Here is a 19,190-nt window from a genome sequence, read left to right as displayed (position 1 = left end):
GTCAGCGGCCTTCCTCGGTCCAGGTGGCGGCGGGTCCGTCGAGGACGATGTCCCAGGCGTAGCCGAGCGAGAACTCGGGTACCGACAGGCCGTGTTCGTAGCGTGCGACGAGCCGGTCGCGGGCGGCGGGGTCGGTGACCGAGCGCAGGATCGGGTCGTGGGCGAGGAGCGGATCGCCGGGGAAGTACATCTGGGTGACGAGCCGCTGGGTGAACGCGCTCCCGAAGACGGAGAAGTGGATGTGCGCGGGGCGCCAGGCGTTGGTGTGGTTGCGCCAGGGGTAGGCGCCGGGCTTGACGGTGGTGAAGGAGTAATTTCCCTGATCGTCCGTCAGGGTCCGTCCCACACCGGTGAAATGGGGATCGAGCGGGGCCGGGTGGCGGTCGCGCAGATGCGCGTAGCGGCCGGAGGCGTTCGCCTGCCAGATCTCGATCAGCTGTCCGCGCACGGGGCGGCCCGCGCGGTCGAGCAGCCGTCCGGAGACGGTGATCCGCTCGCCGAGGGGTTCGCCGGCGTGGGCCGCGGTGAGGTCGTTGTCGTGCTCGGTGACATCGGTGGCACCGAACACCGGCCCGCTGAGCTCCACGGCCTCCGGGTCGCCGTCGGCGCCGGGCCCGACGGCGACGAGCGGCCGGCGGGGGTGGCGGAGCAGGGAGCTGCGGTACGGGGGGTAGTCGCGCGGCGGGTGGTGGCGGGGCGGGGCGCCGGCGGCGAGCGCGGTGTCGTAGGCGTCCTGGTGGGCGCCGATCTCTGCGTCGATGCGGGCTTGGGTGAGCTCGGTCATGGAACCTCCTGCGAGTAGGAGTTCGGGGGGGGGAAGGGCGGCGGGGCCGACGGGGAGCCGGGGCCGTCAGCCGGCGGCGGTGCGACGCGGAGCCGGTAGCGGGGCCGTCAGCCGGCGGCGGGGGCGGCGTCGCCGGGCAGCAGCACCGGCGCCGCCGTCAGCGCCGCCACCTCCCGCGGCGTCACTCCGGGCGCCGTCTCGACGAGGACGAGTCCGTCGGGCGTGACGTCGAGGACGCACAGGTCGGTGATGACGCGGTCGACGCAGCCGCGCCCGGTGAGCGGCAGGTCGCACGCGGCCACGATCTTCGGGGTGCCGTCCTTGGCGGTGTGGGTCATGAGCGCGATGACCGTGCGGGCGCCGTGGACGAGGTCCATGGCGCCGCCGATGCCCGTCACCATCCGTCCGGGCACGGCCCAGTTGGCGAGGTCGCCGCGGGCGGAGACCTGCATGGCGCCGAGGACGGCGACGTCGATGTGGCCGCCGCGGATCATGCCGAAGGAGAGCGCGGAGTCGAAGCAGGAGGCGCCGGGCAGGAGGGTGACGGTCTCCTTGCCGGCGTTGATGAGATCGGGGTCGACCTCGTCCTCGGTGGGGTACGGGCCGGTGCCGAGGATGCCGTTCTCGGAGTGGAGGACGACCTCGACGCCGGCGGGGAGATGGTTGGGGATGAGCGTCGGCAGGCCGATGCCGAGGTTGACGTACTGGCCGTCCGTCAGCTCACGGGCGGCACGGGCGGCCATCTGTTCGCGGGTCCAGCTCATCGTGTCGTCCTCTTCTCTATCGCCTTGTCGGCGGCCTGCTCGGAGGTGAGGGCGATCACGCGCTGGACGAAGATGCCGGGCAGATGGACGTGGTCGGGGTCGAGGGTGCCGGGTTCGACGAGCTCCTCGACCTCGGCGACGGTGATCCGGCCGGCCATGGCGGCCAGCGGGTTGAAGTTGCGCGCGGCGGCGTGGAAGACGAGGTTGCCGTGCCGGTCGCCGGCGGCGGCGCGGACGAGGGCGTAGTCGGTGCGGATGGCGTGCTCCAGGACGTGCGGGACGCCGGCGAACTCGCGCACCTCCTTGGGCGGTGAGGCGAGGGCGACACCGCCCGCGCCGTCGTGGCGCCAGGGCAGGCCGCCGTCGGAGACCTGGGTGCCGACGCCGGCGGGGGTGTAGAAGGCGGGGATGCCGCAGCCGCCGGCGCGCAGGCGTTCGGCCAGGGTGCCCTGCGGGATGAGCTCGACCTCGAGCTCGCCGGCCAGGTACTGGCGGGCGAACTCCTTGTTCGCGCCGATGTACGAGCCGGTGACGCGGGCGATCCGGCCGTCGGCGAGCAGCACGGCGAGGCCGGAGTCGAGCGCGCCGCAGTTGTTGGAGACGACGCCCAGGCCGCTGACGCCGCGGGCGTGGAGTGCCTGGATGAGCGCGTTCGGCACGCCGCTGAGGCCGAAGCCGCCGACGGCGAGCGTCGCTCCGTCCGGGACGTCCGCCACCGCCTCGGCGGCGGTGGCGACCACCTTGTCCATGAAGGGCCTTTCGTTCCGCCCGGACGTTGTGTCCGGGGAAGGAGAGCACACAGAATTAATCAGTGCACTGAGCATCTGGACCGACCGGGCCATGCTGGCAGCCACCCGCCCTGGCGTCAACGGGTCACGGATATCACTCCGCGGGCGGGTATCGTTCCGTGCACAGACGAAACGGCAGAGGAAGGCACGCCATGGCCGCGGTCGACCTGACCACGCATCCCGGGCACCTGGCCCGGCGGCTCCAGCAGGCACACCATCTACTGTGGACGACGATGGTCTCGGAGGAGATCACCTCCCCGCAGTTCGGCGTCCTCAACGCCCTCACCGCCGAACCCGGACTCGACCAGCGCACCGTCGGCGAACGCGTGGGCCTGGACCGCTCCACGATCGCCGAGGTCATCAGCCGCCTCACCCGCCGCGGCCTCCTCGACAAGGTCCGCGACCCCGAGGACGGCCGCCGCTTCCAACTGCGCCTCACGGACGAGGGCGTCCGCACGCACAGACGCCTCACGGTGCGCACGGCCCGGATGAACCAGATCTTCCTGGCGCCGCTCTCCCCCGGGGAACAGACGCTCTTCCTGTCCCTGATGCGCCGGGTCTCCGACGCGGCGGAACAACTGCGCAGCCCGGCGGAGCCGGAGCCCGCACCGTAGGCCGGGCATCCGACGTCCGGACGCGACCCGATCATCTGGACACTGACGATCGGGGGTCGCCGGATGGCGCCGGCATCCGGCTTTCGGACGGGGTGTCCCGGTCGGCGGTGAGCTCGGCTTGTCATGTTCAGGGGGACCCCGCGGAGGGGGACGCCGGGGCGTGGTGCAGGATCGGCTCCATGACCAACACCAGCAGACGCACCGTCCTCGCTTCCGTCGCCGCCGTCGCCGCGGGCCTGCCCACGCTGAACGCCGTGGCGGGCAACGGCGCCACGCCCGCCGCCGCGGCCACCGAGCTGTACGCCTCGAACACCGACCTGTACACGAAGACCGCGGCCAAGGAGGGCACCGACTGGATGCGGCGCTTCCGGATCGGCGCGCCGGTGCAGGTCACGGACAACGCGAAGAACACGAGCGTCGCCGTCAACAGCACCGCGGTCATCGCGCCGCACGGCGGTGCCATCGAGTCGGGCACGAGCGAGCTGTGCATGGCCGTCGCCGGCTACACGCCGTTCGACTACACCGCCGATCCGGCGAGCGCGGCGATAGCCGGAGAGCCGCAGCGCGACTACTGGATGTTCGAGGCGCTGGCCAACCCGGACAACCAGCACGTCACCTCGACCCACTGCGACGACCCGGCCGCGCTGGCCGTCTGCGCCAACAACCTGTACGCGGTCTCCCTGCACGGCTTCAGCGAGCCGACCGAGAAGAAGATCAACATCGGTGGCCGGGACGAGCGGCTCAAGCGCAACCTGCTCGCCGCCTTCACCAAGTACGGCTTCACCACCAACAACACCAACACGGCGTGGAACGTGACGGTGGTCTTCGCGGGCGCGACCGACCCCATCAACGGCGACGACCCGACGAACATCGTCAACCGCACCCGTACCGGCGCCGGCGCCCAGCTGGAGATCTCCACGGCGCTGCGCTCGGCGATGTTCGGCACCTTCTCCGGCGCCGCGAACCGCCGCACGACGGCCGGCGTGCCGAGCACCGACAGCCCCTACGCCGACCGCTTCTGGAACGGCTTCGTCAACGCCGTGCGCGAGGCGATCAAGAACCACGAGCTGGGTCTCGACGCGGTCTAGGACCTGCCTCCTGTCACTTCGGGCGGGCCGTCGCCTCCTGGTTCCGGCCCGCCTGGCGGTATCAGGCTCCGGACGGCTCGCTCCCGCCCGGCTACGGCGCCGGTTTCGGTTTCGGCGTCGGTTTCGGCGCCTCCGGAGCGTACGGACAGCTGTCGTCGGGCAGGTCACGCATCGTCACCTGCGGGCTTCCGCCCGCCGGGACGGTGACGTCGAAGGCGAAGCAGCCGGTCACGAAGGTCTCGTTCGCGGAGAGGACCGAGCCCGGCGGACCGATGCCGAGCAGGCCGGCGACGACGGTGGTCGCGCCGTCGTGCCGCCGGACGCCGATCAGACCGGGAGCGGGCTTCCCCCGGGGGAACAGCCGGGCGATCTCCGCATCGTCCAGGGTCCCGTCCACCGCCGCCCCGGCCAGCCGCAGGCGACGGTCCTCGGCGGACGCGCGGAGGCCGTCGCGCGCCTTGTCCTCGGCGCGGCCCGGCATGGTGGCCAGCCAGATCCAGACGCCGACCACGAGCACGAGCAGAGCCACCAGCACGGTCAGGCAGCCGCCCCACAGACAGCCCGTCGCCGACCCCGGGCCCGTCCGGTGTTCCACCTCCGGTCTCGTCCTCTTGGGCGGAGCCTGGCCGACCGGCCCGCGCCGGGCCGCACCCGAGGCCGAACCGCAACCACACCGAGTCGCCGTGGTGACGCGCCGTCGGACACGCCCCCGGCGCTCGCGTAATTCCGTTGCCCCTCGGCAGCGGGCGTCGGAACATGGCCCCGCTCACCGCGACTCCGCTATCGATTGGCTCACCAGTTGACTTCGCACGACGAACAGCGCCAGACCTTCACCGGCCCCGACGGCCGGCCCGTGCTGACCTATCTGCCGGGCACGCGGGACGGCCATCCCTGGGCCGACCTCGCCGAGGTGGTCGGCCCCGATCCGGTGCCGGCGATCCTCGCCGGGATGTCCGGCTGGGCCGTCTCGGGCTCCGTGGAGCTCGGCCAGGAGCTGATCCGGCACGGCGCGCGCGTCATGCGCCACGCCCACGGCATGCGACGCGAACTGGTCGCCGACCCGCTGCCGCAGGAGTGGGCGACGGCCGGGCTGCCGGAGGGGCCCGAGGGCGGGCCGGTTGACGGGCTGCGGATCGTGCCCTGCGACCGGCCCGCGCGCGACCTGTTCCCGGCCTGGCGCGCCGCCTTCTCGGCCGGTCATCCGGACCACTTCACGGGCGGCGACGAGGAGGCCCTGGAGACCCAGCTGGTCCCGCTGCTCAGCGGCGACATGCTGGGGCCGGTGCTGCCGTGCAGCGCCCTCGTGGTCGACGCCGAGGACCGGGTGGTCGCCGGGGTCGTCGTCGCGGACCGGGACGGGCTGCCGTGGATCGCGACCGTGTTCCGGCTGCCGGAGGCGGGCCGGGCCGGCCTGGGCTCGGTGCTGCTGCGCCGGATGCTCGCGGACGCCGCCTCCCACGGCCTGACGGAGATCGGACTGGCGGTGAGCGACGGCAATCCGGCCCGCCACCTGTACGAGAAGCTCGGATTCACGGTCACGGACACCTCCCTCACCGTCCTCGTCCCGTGAGCGCGTCCGGCTCCCGACCGCGTCCGCAACCGCGGTCGGGAGCCGGATCCGGTCAGGAGCCGGACCCGGGCGGGGAGCCGGACCGGGCGGGGGGCGGCAACGTCCGAACCCGGTCGCGGGCCGGACCCGGTCGGGAGCCCGGACCCGGCCCGGCGCCGGCCGACAGCGCCCGGCGTCACGACGAGTCGCGCACCACCAGCTCCGTCGGCAGCACACAGGGCTCCCGGTCCGCCGTCCCCGGCTCCTCCGCTCCCGCCGACGCCGCTCGCGCCGCCTCGCCCGGCCCGGCGATCGCCCGGAGGAGCATCCGCGCCATCGTGCGGCCCATCTCCTCGATCGGCTGCCGGACGCTGGTGAGCGGCGGGTCCATCAGGCGGGCGACGGCCGAGTCGTCGACGCCGACGAGGGCGACGTCGTCGGGGATGCGGCGGCCGGCCTCGCGCAGGACGCCGCGGGCGCCGGCCGCCATCACGTCGGAGGCGGCGAAGACGGCGTCGAGGCCGGGGGCCCGGTCGATGAGCTCGCGCATGGCGCGGCGGCCGCCCTCCTCGGTGAAGTCACCGGTGGCGACGAGGAGTTCGTCGGGGGCGAGGCCGGCCGCCGCGATGCCCGCGCGGTAGCCGTCGAGCCGGGCGCGGGCCACGTACATGTCGAGCGGGCCGGTGATGGTGGCGATCCGGCGGCGGCCGCGCGCGGCGAGATGGGCGACGGCGGCGCGGCCGGCGCCCTCGTTGTCGGAGTCGACGAAGGCGGCGGACTCGTCGGGTCCGCGCCGCCCGCCGAGGACGACGGGCAGGCCGAGCTCGCGGACCCGGTCGGGCAGCGGGTCGTCGGCGTGGACGGAGGCGAGCAGGACGCCGTCGACGCGGCGGGCGGCGAGGTACTGCTCGAAGCGCTGCCGCTCGCGTTCGGTGCGCACCAGGGTGAGCAGCAACTGCTTGTCGGCGTCGCCCAGTTCGGCGCTGACGCCGCGGATGAGGTCGAGGAAGTACGGCTCGGCGAAGAGCCGGGACTCGGCCTCGGGAACGACGAGCGCGACGGCGTCGGTGCGGTTGCCGGCGAGCGCGCGGGCGGCGAGGTTGGGCACGTAGCCGAGTTCCTCGACGGCCCGCTGGACGGCCTCGCGGGCCTGTTCGCTCACCCGGGGCGAGCCGTTGATGACGCGGGACACGGTGCCCCGGCCGACCCCGGCCCGGGCCGCGACCTCTTCCAGCGTGGGCCTGCCCCTGTGCCGTCCGCTCACGACGCTCGTACTCCCCTCGTGCGGCCTCGCCTCGCCCGTACGGCGATCTGGTCAAGATAGGCCACGAACCCGCTCCCACCGGAAACGCCGTCATGTGACGAGCGCTCTCGGGCATGGGAGCGCTCCCACTCTATCGGATCCGAACCCGGCACCGCCCCATGGGTCACCGCACCACGAATCCGTGTTCATGTCTTGACACCGCCGCCCCTCGCGCAGGAACCTTCCGGCGACGACATGGGAGCGCTCCCATCACTCGCTCCCACCACCCGCACGTGTCCGTTGCCCCAGAGGAGACTGGAATGCGCACTACCAGCAGCAGACGGGCCCCCGGCCGCGCCCGCCCCACCGCGCTCGCGGCCCTGGCGGCCCTCACGGCCGGCGCCCTCCTGCTCACCGGCTGCGGTGGCGGCGGAGACGGCGACGACGCCGCCGGCGGCACGATCACGCTGCGGGTCGGGACCTTCGGGTCCTTCGGCTACGACGACAAGACCGGCGCCAAGCTCTACGCCGAGTACGAGAAGTCCCACCCGAACATCAAGATCGTCGAGTCGAACGTCGCCGACGGCCAGAAGTACTGGGACACCCTCAAGCTCCGCCTCTCGCGGGGCAGCGGCCTCGCCGACATCCAGGCGATCGAGGTCGGCTACATCGCCGAGGCGACCGGCCCGGCGATGGCCGGCAAGTGGGTGGACCTCTCCAGGACCGGCGGCGCCGACCTCGGCGCCTTCCTCGACTGGAAGGTCAAGCAGGCCACCACCGGCGACGGCAAGGTGATCGGCCTCGGCACCGACATCGGCCCCATGGCCATCTGCTACAACAAGGAGCTGTTCGCCGAGGCCGAGCTGCCCACCGACCGCGCCGAGGTCGGCAAGCTGTGGGCCGGCGACTGGACGAAGTTCCTGGAGACCGGCAGGACGTACCAGAAGAACGCACCCAAGGGCACGTTCTTCCACGACTCGGCGAGCGGCCTGTTCAACGCCGTCGTCAACAGCGAGCCGGAGCAGTACGCCGACGCGAACGGCAAGCTGGCCTGGGAGACCAGCCCGGGCGTGAGGAAGGGGTGGGACACCGCCGTCGCGGCCGCGCAGAGCGGGATCACCGCCAAGCTGCGCCAGTTCGACGAGAAGGGCACCTGGAGCGCCGCCTTCAAGAACACGAAGTTCGCCACCGTCGCCTGCCCGAGCTGGATGACCGGCATCATCAAGGACCAGGCGGGCGCCGCCAACCAGGGCAAGTGGGACATCGCCGCGCCACCGGTCGCCGGCAACTGGGGCGGTTCCTTCCTCGCCGTGCCGAAGTCGGGCAAGCACGTCAAGGAGGCGGCGGAACTGGCCGCCTGGCTCACCGCACCCGCCCAGCACGCCAAGGTCTTCGCGGTCAACGGCAACATCCCGTCCACCCGGCAGACGCTCACCTCGCCCGCGGTGACCGGCGCCAAGCTGCCGTACTTCGGCGACACCCCGGTCGGCCAGATCTACGCGGCCGCCGCGGCGAACATCCGGCCGGCCCCGATCAGCCGCTGGGACGGCCAGGTGAAGACCTTCCTCACCGACAACGGGATCCTCGACATCGAGCAGCGCGGCACCGACCCGGCCAAGGCATGGGAGAACGTCAGGAACCTGGTCGACGACAAGATCGACCAGTAGCGGGACGGTGGGGCCCGCTCCCTGCCCGCGGGCCCCACCACGACGCCCCTGCCCCTCCGTCCCCGCTTTCCCCGTCCCCGTATCCCCGCATCCCCCTCCGGAAGGACGCCCCGTGGCCACCGCCCGGCGCTCCCGGCTCTACCGCTGGGACCTGAAGGCGACGCCGTACGTCTTCGTCGCCCCCTTCTTCCTCACCTTCGCAGCCTTCGGCCTCTTCCCGCTGCTCTACACGGGCTGGCTCTCGCTCAACCGGGTGGAACTCGGCGGCGATCCGCAGTGGAAGGGCCTGGAGAACTACACCGATCTGGCCGGCAGCGAGTTCTTCTGGAACGCGCTCGGCAACACCTTCACCATCGGTGTGATCTCGACCGTCCCGCAGCTGCTGATGGCGCTCGGACTCGCCCATCTGCTCAACTACCGGCTGCGCGGCCGGGGTTTCTTCCGGGTCGCGGTGCTCGCCCCGTACGCGACCTCCATCGCCGCGGCCACCCTGGTCTTCGCCCAGCTCTTCAACACCGACTACGGTCTCGTCAACTCGGCGCTCGGCTGGGCCGGTCTCGGCCCCGTCGACTGGGAGTCGTCCAAGTGGCCTGCCCAGATCGCCATTTCGGTGATCGTGACGTGGCGGTGGACCGGCTACAACGCGCTGATCTACCTGGCCGCCATGCAGGCCGTGCCGCGGGACCTCTACGAGGCGGCCGCCCTCGACGGGGCATCGCGCCGGCGCCAGTTCGTCAGCATCACCATCCCGTCCATCCGCCCGACGATCCTGTTCACCGTGATCGTCTCCACCATCGGCGCCACCCAGCTGTTCGGCGAGCCGATGCTGTACGGCGGCAGCGTGGGCATATCCGGCGGCAGCGGGAACCAGTTCCAGACGCTCAGCCTGCTGATGTACGAGAAGGGCTGGGTCACCGGCGCGCTCGGCCAGGCGTCGGCGATCGCCTGGGTGATGCTGCTGCTCCTGCTCCTCGTCGGCGGCGTCCAGGCGCTCGTCGCCCGCGCGAACCGCTCGAAGCCGGGGGTCTGAGCCGTGCGCACCCGCTTCCGTCCCACGGCCGGCCGCCAGCACCACGCGGGGCCGCTCACCTACGTCCTGCTCGGCCTCGCCGCGCTGGTCTCGCTCTTCCCGCTGTACTGGAACCTGGTCGCCGCCTCGCACACCGGCGAACGCGTGGTCACCGCGCCCGCGCCGCTGCTGCCCGGTCCGCGCCTGTTCGACAACCTCTCCTTCGCCTGGAACCAGGTCGACATGGGCGAGGCGCTCGTCAACACCACCGTGGTGGCCTCGCTCGTGGCCCTGTCCACGGTGCTGTTCTCCACCCTCGCCGGATTCGCCTTCGCCAGACTGCCGTTCAGGGGCCGCAACGTGCTGCTGACCCTCGTGGTCGCGACGATGACGATCCCGCCGCAGCTCAGCGTCATCCCGCTCTACCGCATCGTCACCGACCTCGGCTGGGTCGACCAGCTCCAGTCCGTCGTCCTGCCCTCCCTGGTCGCCGCGTTCGGCGTGTTCTTCATGCGCCAGTTCCTCATCGAGGCGCTGCCGGTCGAGCTCGTCGAGGCGGCCCGGATGGACGGAGCGCACTCGCTGCGGATCGTCTGGCACGTGGTCTTCCCGGTCGCCCGGCCCGCGATGGCCGTCCTCGGCATGCTGGTCTTCGTCCAGGCGTGGAACGACTTCTTCTGGCCCTTCATCGCGCTCACCCCGGACGGCAACCCGACCCTCCAGGTGGCCCTCGCCGGCCTCGGCGCCGGCAACCACACCGTCGACCAGGCCGTGGTGCTGACCGGAGCGCTGATCTCCACGGTGCCGCTGCTGCTCGTCTTCGCCGTGCTCGGCAGGCACATCGTCGGCGGGATCACCGCGGGCGCGGTCAAGAACTGACGCCCGCGCGCCGATTCCTTCTCCGTATCGCTCCGGTACGGCCGTATGTCACCGCACCGCACGTCCCCCTTCCGTCTTCCGTTGGGAGCTCCCGCTTATGACCGCGTACGAACCCCGGCCGCTCACCGACGTCCGCCGGTTCCCGCCCGGCTTCCTGTGGGGCGCGGCCACCGCCGCGTACCAGATCGAGGGGGCCGCGGCGGAGGACGGCCGTACGCCGTCGATCTGGGACACCTTCTCGCACACACCGGGGAAGGTCTTCCAGGGCCACACGGGTGATGTCGCCGTCGACCACTACCACCGCTTCCGCGAGGACGTCCGGCTGATGTCCGAACTGGGCCTGAACGCCTACCGGTTCTCGGTGTCGTGGTCCCGGGTGCAGCCGACCGGGCGCGGTCCCGCCGTACGGCAGGGGCTCGACTTCTACCGCCGGCTCGTGGACGAGCTGCTCGCGGCGGGGATCGAGCCGGCGCTGACGCTGTACCACTGGGACCTGCCGCAGGAGCTGGAGGACGCGGGCGGCTGGCCGCAGCGGGTGACGGCGGAGCGGTTCGCCGAGTACGCGGCGCTGGTCGCCGACGCGCTCGGCGACCGGGTGAGCCGCTGGACGACGCTCAACGAGCCCTGGTGCAGCGCCTTCCTCGGGTACGGGTCCGGGGTGCACGCCCCGGGCCGTACGGATCCGGTGGCCGCGCTGCGCGCCGCGCACCATCTGAACCTCGGCCACGGGCTCGCCGTACAGGCGCTGCGCGCCGCGCTGCCGGCGGGGGCGCGGCTCGCGGTGTCGCTCAATCTGCACGAGGTGCGGCCGCTGACCCCGTCGCCGGCGGACCGGGCGGCGGCCCGCCGGATCGACACCGTCGGCAACGAGGTGTGGCTGGGTCCGATGCTGGAGGGCCGCTATCCGCGGGAGCTGTTCCAGGACACCGCGCACCTGACCGACTGGGGGTTCGTCCGCGAGGGCGACGAGGCGACGGCCGGGCAGCCGCTGGACTGGCTGGGCGTCAACTACTACACGCCGACGGTCGTCTCGCGGGTCGCCGCGGGCGAGGAGAAGCCGCAGGACGACGGGCACGGCGCCAGTGCCTTCTCGCCGTGGCCGGGCGCGGACGACGTCGCCTTCCACCAGGCGGACGGGGAGCGGACGGCGATGGGCTGGCCGGTCGACCCGTCGGGCCTGGAGGACCTGCTGACCCGGCTCTCGGCGCGCTTCCCGGGCCTGCCGCTGGTGGTCAGCGAGAACGGGGCGGCCTACGAGGACGAGGTGGCGGCGGACGGTTCGGTGCACGACCCGGAGCGGGCGGCCTACGTCCACGCGCATCTGGCGGCGGTGCACCGGGCGGTCGGGGCGGGCGCCGACGTGCGGGGCTACTTCCTGTGGTCGCTGCTCGACAACTTCGAGTGGGCGTACGGCTACGCGAAGCGCTTCGGTGCCGTGCGCGTGGACTACGACACGCTGCGGCGCACGCCGAAGTCGAGCGCCCGCTGGTACGCGCGGGTGGCGCGCTCGGGCGAACTGCGCGCGCCCGGCGCCGACTTCTGAGTGAAGATCGCCGGGAGGTACGGTGCGGGCAGGCCCACGGCGCGTGGGCCTGCCCGTACCGTCACGGAGGAAGTGCACGAGACATGTCTGTCATTCACAAGACCACCATGGCGCCGACCAAGCTGGAGCTGCTCACGGCCTGGCTGCCGACCCGCCCCTGGTACCGCGGCGGCGCGGACGCCGTGCCCGCCCTGGAGCGGGCCGGCGGTTTCCGGCTCGACGACCCGGAGGGCGAGGTGGGCATCGAGTTCATGGTGGTCACGGACTCCTCCGGGGACGAGGTCCACTCCTATCTGGTGCCGATGACCTACCGCGGTGCGCCGCTCGAGGGCGCCGAGGGCGGGCTGATCGGCACGTCGGAGCACGGCGTGCTCGGCACCCGCTGGCTGTACGACGGGGCGCACGACCCGGTCCTGCTCGGCGAGCTGGCCGCGCTGCTCGAAGGCCGGGCGGTGCCGCAGGCGCAGAGCGTGTCGGACACCCCGGACCCGACCGTCGAGGCGTCCTTCGACGGCACGGGCGGGTGGGACGTGTCGGCCGCGCCGGTCGTGGAGGAGGGCGCGTACGGCACGGACGTACGGCTCGGGGCCGGCGCGCCGGTGCTGCGCGTGGCGCGGGTGCTCGACCCGAAGGCCGCGGGCTCTCGGGGCGGGGTGACCGCCGGCTGGCGGCTCCCGGACGGCGAGGAGCGCCGCGGCGCGTACGTCGTGGTGTTCGATCCGGCGGTCTGACCGGGGCCGTCCGTCTTCCGGTGCGGCCCTGACCGGTCAGAAGACGGACAGTCCGGTGATCGTGGTGAACCGGTCGAGGGCGACGACGCCCGCGACCGAGTTCCCCCGTTCGTCGAGGCCCGGGCTCCACACGCACAGCGTGCAGCGGCCCGGGACGACGGCGATGATGCCGCCGCCGACGCCGCTCTTGCCGGGCAGTCCGACCCGGTAGGCGAAGTCGCCGGCGGCGTCGTACGTGCCGCAGGTGAGCATGACGGCGTTGATCTGCTTGGCCTGGCTGCGGGTGAGCAGCCGGGAGCCGTCGGCGCGGATGCCGTGCCGGGCGAGGAAGCCCGTCGCGAGGGCGAGGTCGGCGCAGGACGCCTCGATGGAGCACTGGCGGAAGTATTCGCGCAGCAGCGTCGGTACCGGGTTGGCGATGTTGTCGTAGCTCGCCATGAAGTGGGCGAGGGCGGCGTTGCGGTCGCCGTGGGCGGTCTCGGAGGCGGCGACGTCGCGATCGAAGTCGAGGTCCTGGTTGCCGCTCTCGGCGCGCAGGAAGTCGAGGAGGACGCCGGAGGCGTCGCCGGTGATGCGGTGCAGCTGGTCGGTGACGACGAGCGCGCCCGCGTTGATGAACGGGTTGCGCGGGATGCCGTTCTCGTACTCCAGCTGGACGAGCGAGTTGAAGGGGTTTCCGGAAGGTTCGCGGCCGACGTGGTCCCACAGCGGCTCGCCCTTGCGGGCGAGGGCGAGGGCGAGGCTGAACACCTTGGTGACCGACTGGGTGGAGAAGGGCCGCTGCCAGTCCCCGACTCCGTACACCGTCCCGTCGAGCTCGGCGACGGCCATGCCGAAGCGGCCGGGGTCGGCGGAGCCGAGGGCGGGGATGTAGTCGGCGGGCCGGCCGCGCTCGGTGAGGCCGGCGATCTCCTCGGCGATCCGGTCGAGGACGGGTTCGAACGTCAACAGCATGATCACATCATGCGACGACTGCTCACCCGGTGCCGCCACCGCCCCCCGGCCGGTGCACCTGGACCGGCGGTGGACGGGACGGTCACGGCGGTCAGGGCGCGCCCGTCATGCCCATCGGGGCCATGGGCGCCGCCGGCGCCGTGAGGCCGGGCAGCAACCAGTCCTGGACCTGGGGCGGGCCGGTGACGCAGAGCACCGCGAGGACCAGGAAGGCGATGCCGGCGGCCCGGCTGAGCGCGGGTCCGTGGCGCCACAGCTTCTCCAGGAAGATCAGGGCCGCGACGGCGGCCATCGCGGCGGTGTTCATGACGCCGAGCGGGACGAGCAGGATCATCAGGCCCCAGCAGCAGCCGAGGCAGTACATGCCGTGGTGGGCGCCGGCCCGGAGGTCATGGGCGCGGGGCCGGTGGCCGGCGTGGGTGAGCGGCTGGGACATGGGGCTGCGGCAGTGCCGCAGGCAGACGTTCTTCAGCGGGCCGAGCTGCTGCAGTCCGGCGAGCGCGAAAGCGGCCGCGCCGATCCAGCGGCCGGCGCCGGGGTGGTCGGCGACGAGGTCGCCGGTGAGGGCGAGCAGCCCGTAGGCGACGAGGCCGAAGGCCGTCCAGACGACCAGGTAGCCGCCGACGAAGGCGGTGGTGCGGGCGGTGCGAGCGAGTCCGGTGGACGGGCGGGTGATGCCGCGGGCCCAGGTGAGCGCGACGGGCGCGACGGACGGGACCATCATCGCGATCATCATCACGAGCCACAGCGCGAGGAAGGGCGGCACGGCCATGCCCATGGTCCCGGGTGCCACGCCCGTGTCCCGGGCCTGGGCCACGGTCAGCGCCCAGGCGAAGGCGGCGAGCACGGCCATCAGGAGCCAGGCGCCGGCGAGGTCCCGGGCGGGCGGCAGTGCCGGGGTGTGACCGGAGGTGTGCGTCTCGCCCACTCCTCCAGCACAGCACACCCGGCGGCCGGGTCAACTCGCGGCGCGGCTCCGTGCCGCGAGCGCGGCGGCTCCGCCGGCCCCGAGCAGCAGCGCAAGGGCGAGATATCCGCTGGTCAGACCGGCGACGGTGGCGACGCCGGCGACGAGGAGCGGGCCGCCGGCGTCGCCGAGTTCGCGGCCGAGTTCGGCGGCGCCCATGGTCTGGCCCATGCGTTCCTCGGGGGTGGCGGCGGCGAGCGCGGCGAAGCCGAGCGGGGTGATGACGCCCGTGCCGGCGCCGATGAGCGTGGCGGCGAGCAGGATGCCGAGGAGCCCGGGCAGCGCGGCGCAGCCGAGTCCGGCGGCGGTGACGAGGAGGCCGGCGGTGATGCCCGTACGGGCCGTGAGGCGGCCGTCGTCGAGGGCGCGCCCGGCGCGGGGCTGGACGACGGCGGCGGTCGCGGCGAGCACGGAGACGGCGGCGCCGGTGGCGACGGTGCCGAGGCCGGCGGCGGCGCCGGAGACCGGCAGGAAGCCGACGCCGACGGAGAGCGCGGCGGTGGCGGCGGCGAGCGCGCCGGTCGGGGCGAGGAAGGAGTGGTCGGCGAGCCGCCGGGCCAGGTCGGCGAGGGTCTGGCGGGACCTGGGCAGCGGCGGTACGGCCGGGACGGCGAGCGCGGCCCAGACGGCGACGGCGGCGCCGCAGCAGGCGAGGACGAGGAAGAGCAGGTCGAGGCCGCCCGCCCAGACGAGGACGCCGCCGAGGAGCGGGCCGAGGGTGTAGCCGATGGACTTGAAGAAGCCGTAGCTGCCGAAGGCGCGGCCGCGCCGGGCGGCCGGGTGGAGCCGGGCGACCAGGGAGGAGGCGGCGGGCGAGAAGGCGGAGGCGGCGGCGCCCTGGCCGAGCCGGGCGGCCCAGAGCCAGCCGGGTCCGCCGGCGATCACGTACAGCGCGGAGGCGGCGGCGAAGCAGGCGAGTCCGGCGACGAGGACGGGCTTGGCGCCGATGCGGTCGGCGAGGGTGCCGAAGACCGGCTTGAGGATCACCTCGGCGCCGTCGTAAAGGGCGAGCAGGCCGCCGAGCACGAGCAGCGAGGTGACGGCGTCCTCGGAGAAGCCGCCGAGGTTGGCGGCGATGCCGTGGGCGCCGAAGGCGGTGGTGAAGCCGGCGGCGTACAGCGGCCACACGGCCCGCTTGGCCGCCGCGGTGGGTTCGGTGGAGGCGGTGGCGCTCACGCTATGGCGTCCCCCTCGGGCGTCTGGGCGCCGCCGGCGTCGTGCAGGGCCTGGAAGATCCGCTCCGCGTACTGCTCGCAGACGGCGACGCAGTTCCGCAGCCGGGTGCGGGCCTCGGCGGCCTCGGGGGCGCCGAAGACGTCGCGGGCGGTGAGGTCGCGGTGCCAGCGGCGCAGCCGTTCAAGGGACTGCTCCTCCTCTTCCAGCTCGGCGAGGGTGAACTTGCCGATCCGGATCTCCTTGGCGATCTCCTCCTCGAACTTGCCGCAGTCGGCGAGGAACTCGGTCCAGTCCTCGGAGCGGGCGGCCGTGAACAGGGCGCGGAAGCGCTGCTCGTCGCGGGCGGCGCGGCCGCCGGCCTCCAGGGTGACGGCCTCGCCCCCGGCGCGTTCGGTGAGTTCGACCGCACGGGTCACGCCCTCGGCGAAGACGGGCACGTCGGGCACGGCCCACAGGCCCTGGCCGAGCGAGAGCGCGCCGAGGCGGCGCAGTTCGCGCCAGACGGCGACGCGGTGCCGGGAGGGCTGGGCGGGGAGCTTGACGAGGAGCAGCAGCCAGCGGAGCCGGCCGCCCTCGGGGAGGGCGGAGGCGGCGGGTCCGGTCGCGGCCGATTCGGATGTCACACTGCCGAATGTAGCAGGCGTTACAAGTGGCGAAGCCGGGCCGCCCGGGTGAGGGTGGCCCGTGGGGGCCGTTCTGGTGTGAAGAGGTGAGCCGGGTGCCGTTGACCGCGGATGAGCCGGGCGCGCCCTGCTGGCTGAGTCTGGCGGCGCGCGATCTCGGCGCGGCGGAGGAGTTCTACGGGGCCGTCCTCGGCTGGACCTTCCGGCACGGCCCGCTGGGCAAGGGTTTCGGGGTCGGCGAGCACAAGGGCGTGCCGGTGGCCGGCATCGGCGAGGTGGCCGAGAGCCTGGAGGTGCCGGTGGCCTGGACGGCGTACTGGGCGGTCGCCGACGCGGATGCCGCGGTGGCCCGCATCCGGGAGCGCGGCGGCACGGTCGGCGTGGGCCCGGTGGCCTATCCGCCGCGCGGCCGGGCCGCGCTCGCCACCGATCTGGAGGGCGCGGCGTTCGGCGTCTGGGAGGGCCGGATCTCCTCGCGCTGGCGGCTCGGCGAGCAGCACGCCCCGGTCTGGCTTGAGCTGCACACCCGCAGCGCCTTCGACGCGGCGCTCTTCTACGGGGGCGTCCTGGAGTGGGTCGACGGCGACGGGGCGCAGCGCTTCGAGCTCTCCTACGAGGACGACCAGGTGGTGCTGCGCCGCCGCGGCGAGGCGCTGGCCCGGCTCAACAGCGGACCGGTCGAGGCGGCCTCGCCGCAGCCGCAGCTGCGCCCGCGCTGGCTGGTGCACTTCCGCGTCCCGGACCTGGCGCGGGCGACCGACTCCGTCCTGACGCACGGCGGCTCCCTCGTCCCCGAGGCCGACCAGGGCTGGCGCGCCCCGGTGGAGCGGCGGGCGACGGTGCGCGACCCGCAGGGCGGCCTGTTCACGCTGGACGAGGTGCCGGGCTCCTGAAACGAGCCCGGGGGACGTCACGCCGGGCGCGCGAGGCCTGGCACCGCGCCCAGGCCGGGCCCGATCGGCGGAGCATCCCGTCGCGGCCCCGGCCATGATCCGCCGGACAGGCCCTAGTCGCCGTCCCCCGGCGCCCGCAGCCCCAGCTCTCCCGCCGCGCGCGGCGCGAACCAGCGCTCGGTGTCCCGCTGCGTCACCTCGCCGAGGGTGGCCGGGCTCCAGTGCGGGTCGCGGTCCTTGTCGACGACCTGGGCGCGGATGCCCTCGATGAGGTCGGGCGAGCCGAGGGCGGCGCAGGAGAGACGGAACTCCGTGTTGAGGACCTCTTCCAGGTCGGACGCCGTGCGGGCGCGGCGCAGGGCCGCCAGGGTCGCCTTGAGGGCGGTGGGCGAGCGGGTGAGGAGGACGGTCGCGGTCTCCTTGGCCTCGGGGACGCCGGAGTCGGTGAGCCGCTCGACGACGGCCTCGACGGTGTCGGCGCCGTAGCAGTCGTCGATCCAGGAGCGCCGGTCGGCGAGCGTGCCGTCCGGGGCCGGGCGGGCGAAGCGGGCGACTGCGTCGGCGGCGGGTTCGCGGGTGAGGGCGTCGGCGAGCGCGGGCAGGTCGGCGGAGGGCACGTAGTGGTCGGCGAGGCCCGCGAGGATCGCGTCGGCGGCGCCGGCCTGGGCGCCGGTGAGGGCGAGATGGGTGCCGAGTTCGCCGGGCGCCCGGCTGAGCAGATACGTTCCGCCGACGTCCGGTACGAAGCCGATGCCGGTCTCCGGCATGGCGACGCGGGAGCGTTCGGTGACGATCCGGACCGAGCCGTGCGCGGAGACGCCGACGCCGCCGCCCATCACGATGCCGTCCATGAACGCGACGTACGGCTTGGGATAGCGGGCGATCCGGGCGTTGAGCCGGTACTCGTCGCGCCAGAAGTCAGGCGTGGCGGTGCCGCCCGCGCGGGCGTCGTCGTGGATGGCGCGGATGTCGCCTCCGGCGCACAGTCCCCGCTCCCCCGCGCCCCGGATCACGACGGTCTCGACGGCCGGGTCGTGTTCCCAGGCGGTGAGCGCCTCGTCGATGCGGAGCACCATCGCGTGGGTGAGGGCGTTGATGGCCCGGGGCCGGTTGAGGGTGAGGAATCCGGCCCGGCCCTCGATGTGCGCGAGGACGTCGGGCTCGGCGGGGAGGCCGGCGGTGACCGACATGCTGTTTCCTTCCGGCGTACGGAGTCGGCCCGCGCGGGGTCCGGTGGTGCGGCCCCGGCCCGGCCGGCGAAACGATCTTCCGTCCACCGTATCCGGCCGCAGGGCCCGCGCACAGGGCCTTCGGTCCGCTAACGTACCCGCCGGTAACACAACGGCGCAGGACACCGAGGGGAGCGGACATGGCACGGCAGTGGAGCCTGGAGGAGTCGATACGGGTGGAGGGCGCGGATCCCGCCGCCCTGTACGCCCTGGTGGCGGACCTGCGGAAGATGGGCCGCTGGAGCCCGGAGTGCTGGCGCGTCCTCGTCGCGGCGCCGCCGGTGCGCACCGGCACCCGGTTCGTGGGCCTCAACCGGCGCGGCCCCTTCGTCTGGTTCACCACCGGCCGGGTCACCACGGCCCGCCCCGGCGAGGCGTTCGTCTTCGACGTCGGCGTCTTCGGGCTGCCGATCGCGCGCTGGGGCTACCGCTTCGAGGCCGACGCGGACGGCACCGGGACCCTTGTCACGGAGAGCTGGCAGGACCTGCGCACCGGCCGCGGCTCGAAGCTGACGACGCTCCTGGGCACCGTCTTCGCCGGCACCTCCCCCGAACGGCGGATCGCCGTGAACCGGCACGGTATGCGCACCACGCTCGCCCGCATCGCCGAGACCGCCGCCCGGCGGGCCTGACACCCCGCGCCCGTGCTCCGCGCGCCGTACCGCGCGCCCTTCCGGTGCGCTCCCCGC

The 19,190-nt window shown here is 73.6% G+C and carries 20 protein-coding genes; 10 read left to right on the top strand and 10 right to left on the bottom strand.

The genetic code is table 11. The features are described from left to right. Position 1: 1 nt before the first annotated feature. From pcaH to ACFYU9_RS24190, 3 genes are all read right to left on the bottom strand, one after another. Positions 2-784 carry a protocatechuate 3,4-dioxygenase subunit beta gene (pcaH, locus tag ACFYU9_RS24200; protein ID WP_389211638.1) on the bottom strand — a complete coding sequence of 261 codons (783 nt, stop codon included), beginning with the start codon at positions 782-784 and terminating at the stop codon, positions 2-4. A 107-nt stretch (positions 785-891) separates the two neighbouring features. Next, positions 892-1,548: a CoA transferase subunit B gene (locus ACFYU9_RS24195; RefSeq protein ID WP_389211636.1), complete on the bottom strand. Its 657-nt coding sequence runs from the start codon at positions 1,546-1,548 to the stop codon at positions 892-894. Beyond that, positions 1,545-2,297, bottom strand: coding sequence for a CoA transferase subunit A (locus ACFYU9_RS24190; protein ID WP_389211634.1), 753 nt, complete (start codon positions 2,295-2,297; stop codon positions 1,545-1,547). The genes ACFYU9_RS24195 and ACFYU9_RS24190 overlap by 4 nt, the downstream gene beginning before the upstream one ends. Before the next feature lie 191 nt (positions 2,298-2,488). On the opposite strand from ACFYU9_RS24190, the gene ACFYU9_RS24185 reads away from it, so the two are divergent. Further along, on the top strand, positions 2,489-2,950 hold the full coding sequence (locus ACFYU9_RS24185; protein WP_389211632.1) for a MarR family winged helix-turn-helix transcriptional regulator: 462 nt from the start codon (positions 2,489-2,491) through the stop codon (positions 2,948-2,950). Positions 2,951-3,129: 179 nt separating this feature from the next. Further along, the gene (locus ACFYU9_RS24180; protein ID WP_389211630.1) at positions 3,130-4,038 is read left to right on the top strand and encodes a poly-gamma-glutamate hydrolase family protein; all 909 of its coding nucleotides are present in this window, start codon (positions 3,130-3,132) and stop codon (positions 4,036-4,038) included. A gap of 91 nt (positions 4,039-4,129) precedes the next feature. Here ACFYU9_RS24180 and ACFYU9_RS24175 read toward each other — a convergent pair whose 3' ends face one another. After that, entirely contained in the window at positions 4,130-4,633 is a 504-nt protein-coding gene (locus tag ACFYU9_RS24175) for a hypothetical protein (protein WP_389211628.1), read from the bottom strand. A gap of 204 nt (positions 4,634-4,837) precedes the next feature. On the opposite strand from ACFYU9_RS24175, the gene ACFYU9_RS24170 reads away from it, so the two are divergent. Then, complete coding sequence (locus tag ACFYU9_RS24170) at positions 4,838-5,608, top strand: GNAT family N-acetyltransferase (protein ID WP_389211626.1); 771 nt, start codon at positions 4,838-4,840, stop codon at positions 5,606-5,608. 175 nt (positions 5,609-5,783) lie between these two features. On the opposite strand, the gene ACFYU9_RS24165 is transcribed toward ACFYU9_RS24170, so the two are convergent. Further along, the gene (locus ACFYU9_RS24165; RefSeq protein ID WP_389211624.1) at positions 5,784-6,851 is read right to left on the bottom strand and encodes a LacI family DNA-binding transcriptional regulator; all 1,068 of its coding nucleotides are present in this window, start codon (positions 6,849-6,851) and stop codon (positions 5,784-5,786) included. Positions 6,852-7,150: 299 nt separating this feature from the next. On the opposite strand from ACFYU9_RS24165, the gene ACFYU9_RS24160 reads away from it, so the two are divergent. From ACFYU9_RS24160 to ACFYU9_RS24140, 5 genes are all read left to right on the top strand, one after another. After that, entirely contained in the window at positions 7,151-8,497 is a 1,347-nt protein-coding gene (locus ACFYU9_RS24160) for an ABC transporter substrate-binding protein (protein ID WP_389211622.1), read from the top strand. Positions 8,498-8,609: 112 nt separating this feature from the next. Beyond that, positions 8,610-9,527 (top strand): carbohydrate ABC transporter permease, encoded by a 918-nt coding sequence (locus ACFYU9_RS24155; RefSeq protein ID WP_389211621.1) that lies wholly within the window; start codon positions 8,610-8,612, stop codon positions 9,525-9,527. A gap of 3 nt (positions 9,528-9,530) precedes the next feature. Then, positions 9,531-10,385, top strand: coding sequence for a carbohydrate ABC transporter permease (locus ACFYU9_RS24150; protein ID WP_389211619.1), 855 nt, complete (start codon positions 9,531-9,533; stop codon positions 10,383-10,385). A gap of 97 nt (positions 10,386-10,482) precedes the next feature. Then, positions 10,483-11,928, top strand: coding sequence for a GH1 family beta-glucosidase (locus tag ACFYU9_RS24145; RefSeq protein WP_389211617.1), 1,446 nt, complete (start codon positions 10,483-10,485; stop codon positions 11,926-11,928). Positions 11,929-12,011: 83 nt separating this feature from the next. Then, positions 12,012-12,659 (top strand): 1,4-alpha-glucan branching protein, encoded by a 648-nt coding sequence (locus ACFYU9_RS24140; RefSeq protein WP_389211615.1) that lies wholly within the window; start codon positions 12,012-12,014, stop codon positions 12,657-12,659. A 36-nt stretch (positions 12,660-12,695) separates the two neighbouring features. Here ACFYU9_RS24140 and ACFYU9_RS24135 read toward each other — a convergent pair whose 3' ends face one another. The 4 genes from ACFYU9_RS24135 to ACFYU9_RS24120 form a co-directional block, all read right to left on the bottom strand. Then, positions 12,696-13,613 (bottom strand): glutaminase, encoded by a 918-nt coding sequence (locus tag ACFYU9_RS24135; RefSeq protein ID WP_389211614.1) that lies wholly within the window; start codon positions 13,611-13,613, stop codon positions 12,696-12,698. 91 nt (positions 13,614-13,704) lie between these two features. After that, positions 13,705-14,541 (bottom strand): DUF2182 domain-containing protein, encoded by an 837-nt coding sequence (locus tag ACFYU9_RS24130; protein ID WP_389345953.1) that lies wholly within the window; start codon positions 14,539-14,541, stop codon positions 13,705-13,707. Between the two features lie 30 nt (positions 14,542-14,571). Further along, on the bottom strand, positions 14,572-15,708 hold the full coding sequence (locus tag ACFYU9_RS24125) for an MFS transporter (RefSeq protein ID WP_389346231.1): 1,137 nt from the start codon (positions 15,706-15,708) through the stop codon (positions 14,572-14,574). A 44-nt stretch (positions 15,709-15,752) separates the two neighbouring features. After that, positions 15,753-16,310, bottom strand: coding sequence for a Chromate resistance protein ChrB (locus tag ACFYU9_RS24120; protein WP_389346230.1), 558 nt, complete (start codon positions 16,308-16,310; stop codon positions 15,753-15,755). 164 nt (positions 16,311-16,474) lie between these two features. On the opposite strand from ACFYU9_RS24120, the gene ACFYU9_RS24115 reads away from it, so the two are divergent. Then, complete coding sequence (locus tag ACFYU9_RS24115; RefSeq protein WP_389211610.1) at positions 16,475-17,272, top strand: VOC family protein; 798 nt, start codon at positions 16,475-16,477, stop codon at positions 17,270-17,272. A gap of 113 nt (positions 17,273-17,385) precedes the next feature. Here the strand turns inward: ACFYU9_RS24115 and ACFYU9_RS24110 are convergent, their stop codons facing one another. Next, positions 17,386-18,462, bottom strand: a complete 1,077-nt coding sequence (locus ACFYU9_RS24110; RefSeq protein ID WP_389345952.1) for an enoyl-CoA hydratase/isomerase family protein — start codon at positions 18,460-18,462, stop codon at positions 17,386-17,388. Positions 18,463-18,641: 179 nt separating this feature from the next. Between ACFYU9_RS24110 and ACFYU9_RS24105 the strand changes: the two genes are divergently transcribed. Then, complete coding sequence (locus ACFYU9_RS24105) at positions 18,642-19,133, top strand: SRPBCC family protein (protein ID WP_389345951.1); 492 nt, start codon at positions 18,642-18,644, stop codon at positions 19,131-19,133. Positions 19,134-19,190: the final 57 nt, after the last annotated feature.

Origin of the sequence: Streptomyces sp. NPDC004327, from assembly GCF_042873935.1 — a bacterium.
Lineage (GTDB): Bacteria > Actinomycetota > Actinomycetes > Streptomycetales > Streptomycetaceae > Streptomyces.
This window is presented reverse-complemented; position numbering and strand designations above follow the sequence as displayed.

Excerpts from the sequence above, each read along its gene's own strand:
- ACFYU9_RS24185 (WP_389211632.1), top strand. The coding sequence starts at position 2,489 with ATGGCCGCGGTCGACCTGACCACGCATCCCGGGCACCTGGCCCGGCGG.
- ACFYU9_RS24145 (WP_389211617.1), top strand. The coding sequence starts at position 10,483 with ATGACCGCGTACGAACCCCGGCCGCTCACCGACGTCCGCCGGTTCCCG.
- ACFYU9_RS24105 (WP_389345951.1), top strand. The coding sequence starts at position 18,642 with ATGGCACGGCAGTGGAGCCTGGAGGAGTCGATACGGGTGGAGGGCGCG.
- ACFYU9_RS24180 (WP_389211630.1), top strand. The coding sequence starts at position 3,130 with ATGACCAACACCAGCAGACGCACCGTCCTCGCTTCCGTCGCCGCCGTC.
- ACFYU9_RS24190 (WP_389211634.1), bottom strand. The coding sequence starts at position 2,297 with ATGGACAAGGTGGTCGCCACCGCCGCCGAGGCGGTGGCGGACGTCCCG.
- ACFYU9_RS24195 (WP_389211636.1), bottom strand. The coding sequence starts at position 1,548 with ATGAGCTGGACCCGCGAACAGATGGCCGCCCGTGCCGCCCGTGAGCTG.
- ACFYU9_RS24135 (WP_389211614.1), bottom strand. The coding sequence starts at position 13,613 with ATGCTGTTGACGTTCGAACCCGTCCTCGACCGGATCGCCGAGGAGATC.
- ACFYU9_RS24110 (WP_389345952.1), bottom strand. The coding sequence starts at position 18,462 with ATGTCGGTCACCGCCGGCCTCCCCGCCGAGCCCGACGTCCTCGCGCAC.
- ACFYU9_RS24140 (WP_389211615.1), top strand. The coding sequence starts at position 12,012 with ATGTCTGTCATTCACAAGACCACCATGGCGCCGACCAAGCTGGAGCTG.
- ACFYU9_RS24160 (WP_389211622.1), top strand. The coding sequence starts at position 7,151 with ATGCGCACTACCAGCAGCAGACGGGCCCCCGGCCGCGCCCGCCCCACC.
- pcaH (WP_389211638.1), bottom strand. The coding sequence starts at position 784 with ATGACCGAGCTCACCCAAGCCCGCATCGACGCAGAGATCGGCGCCCAC.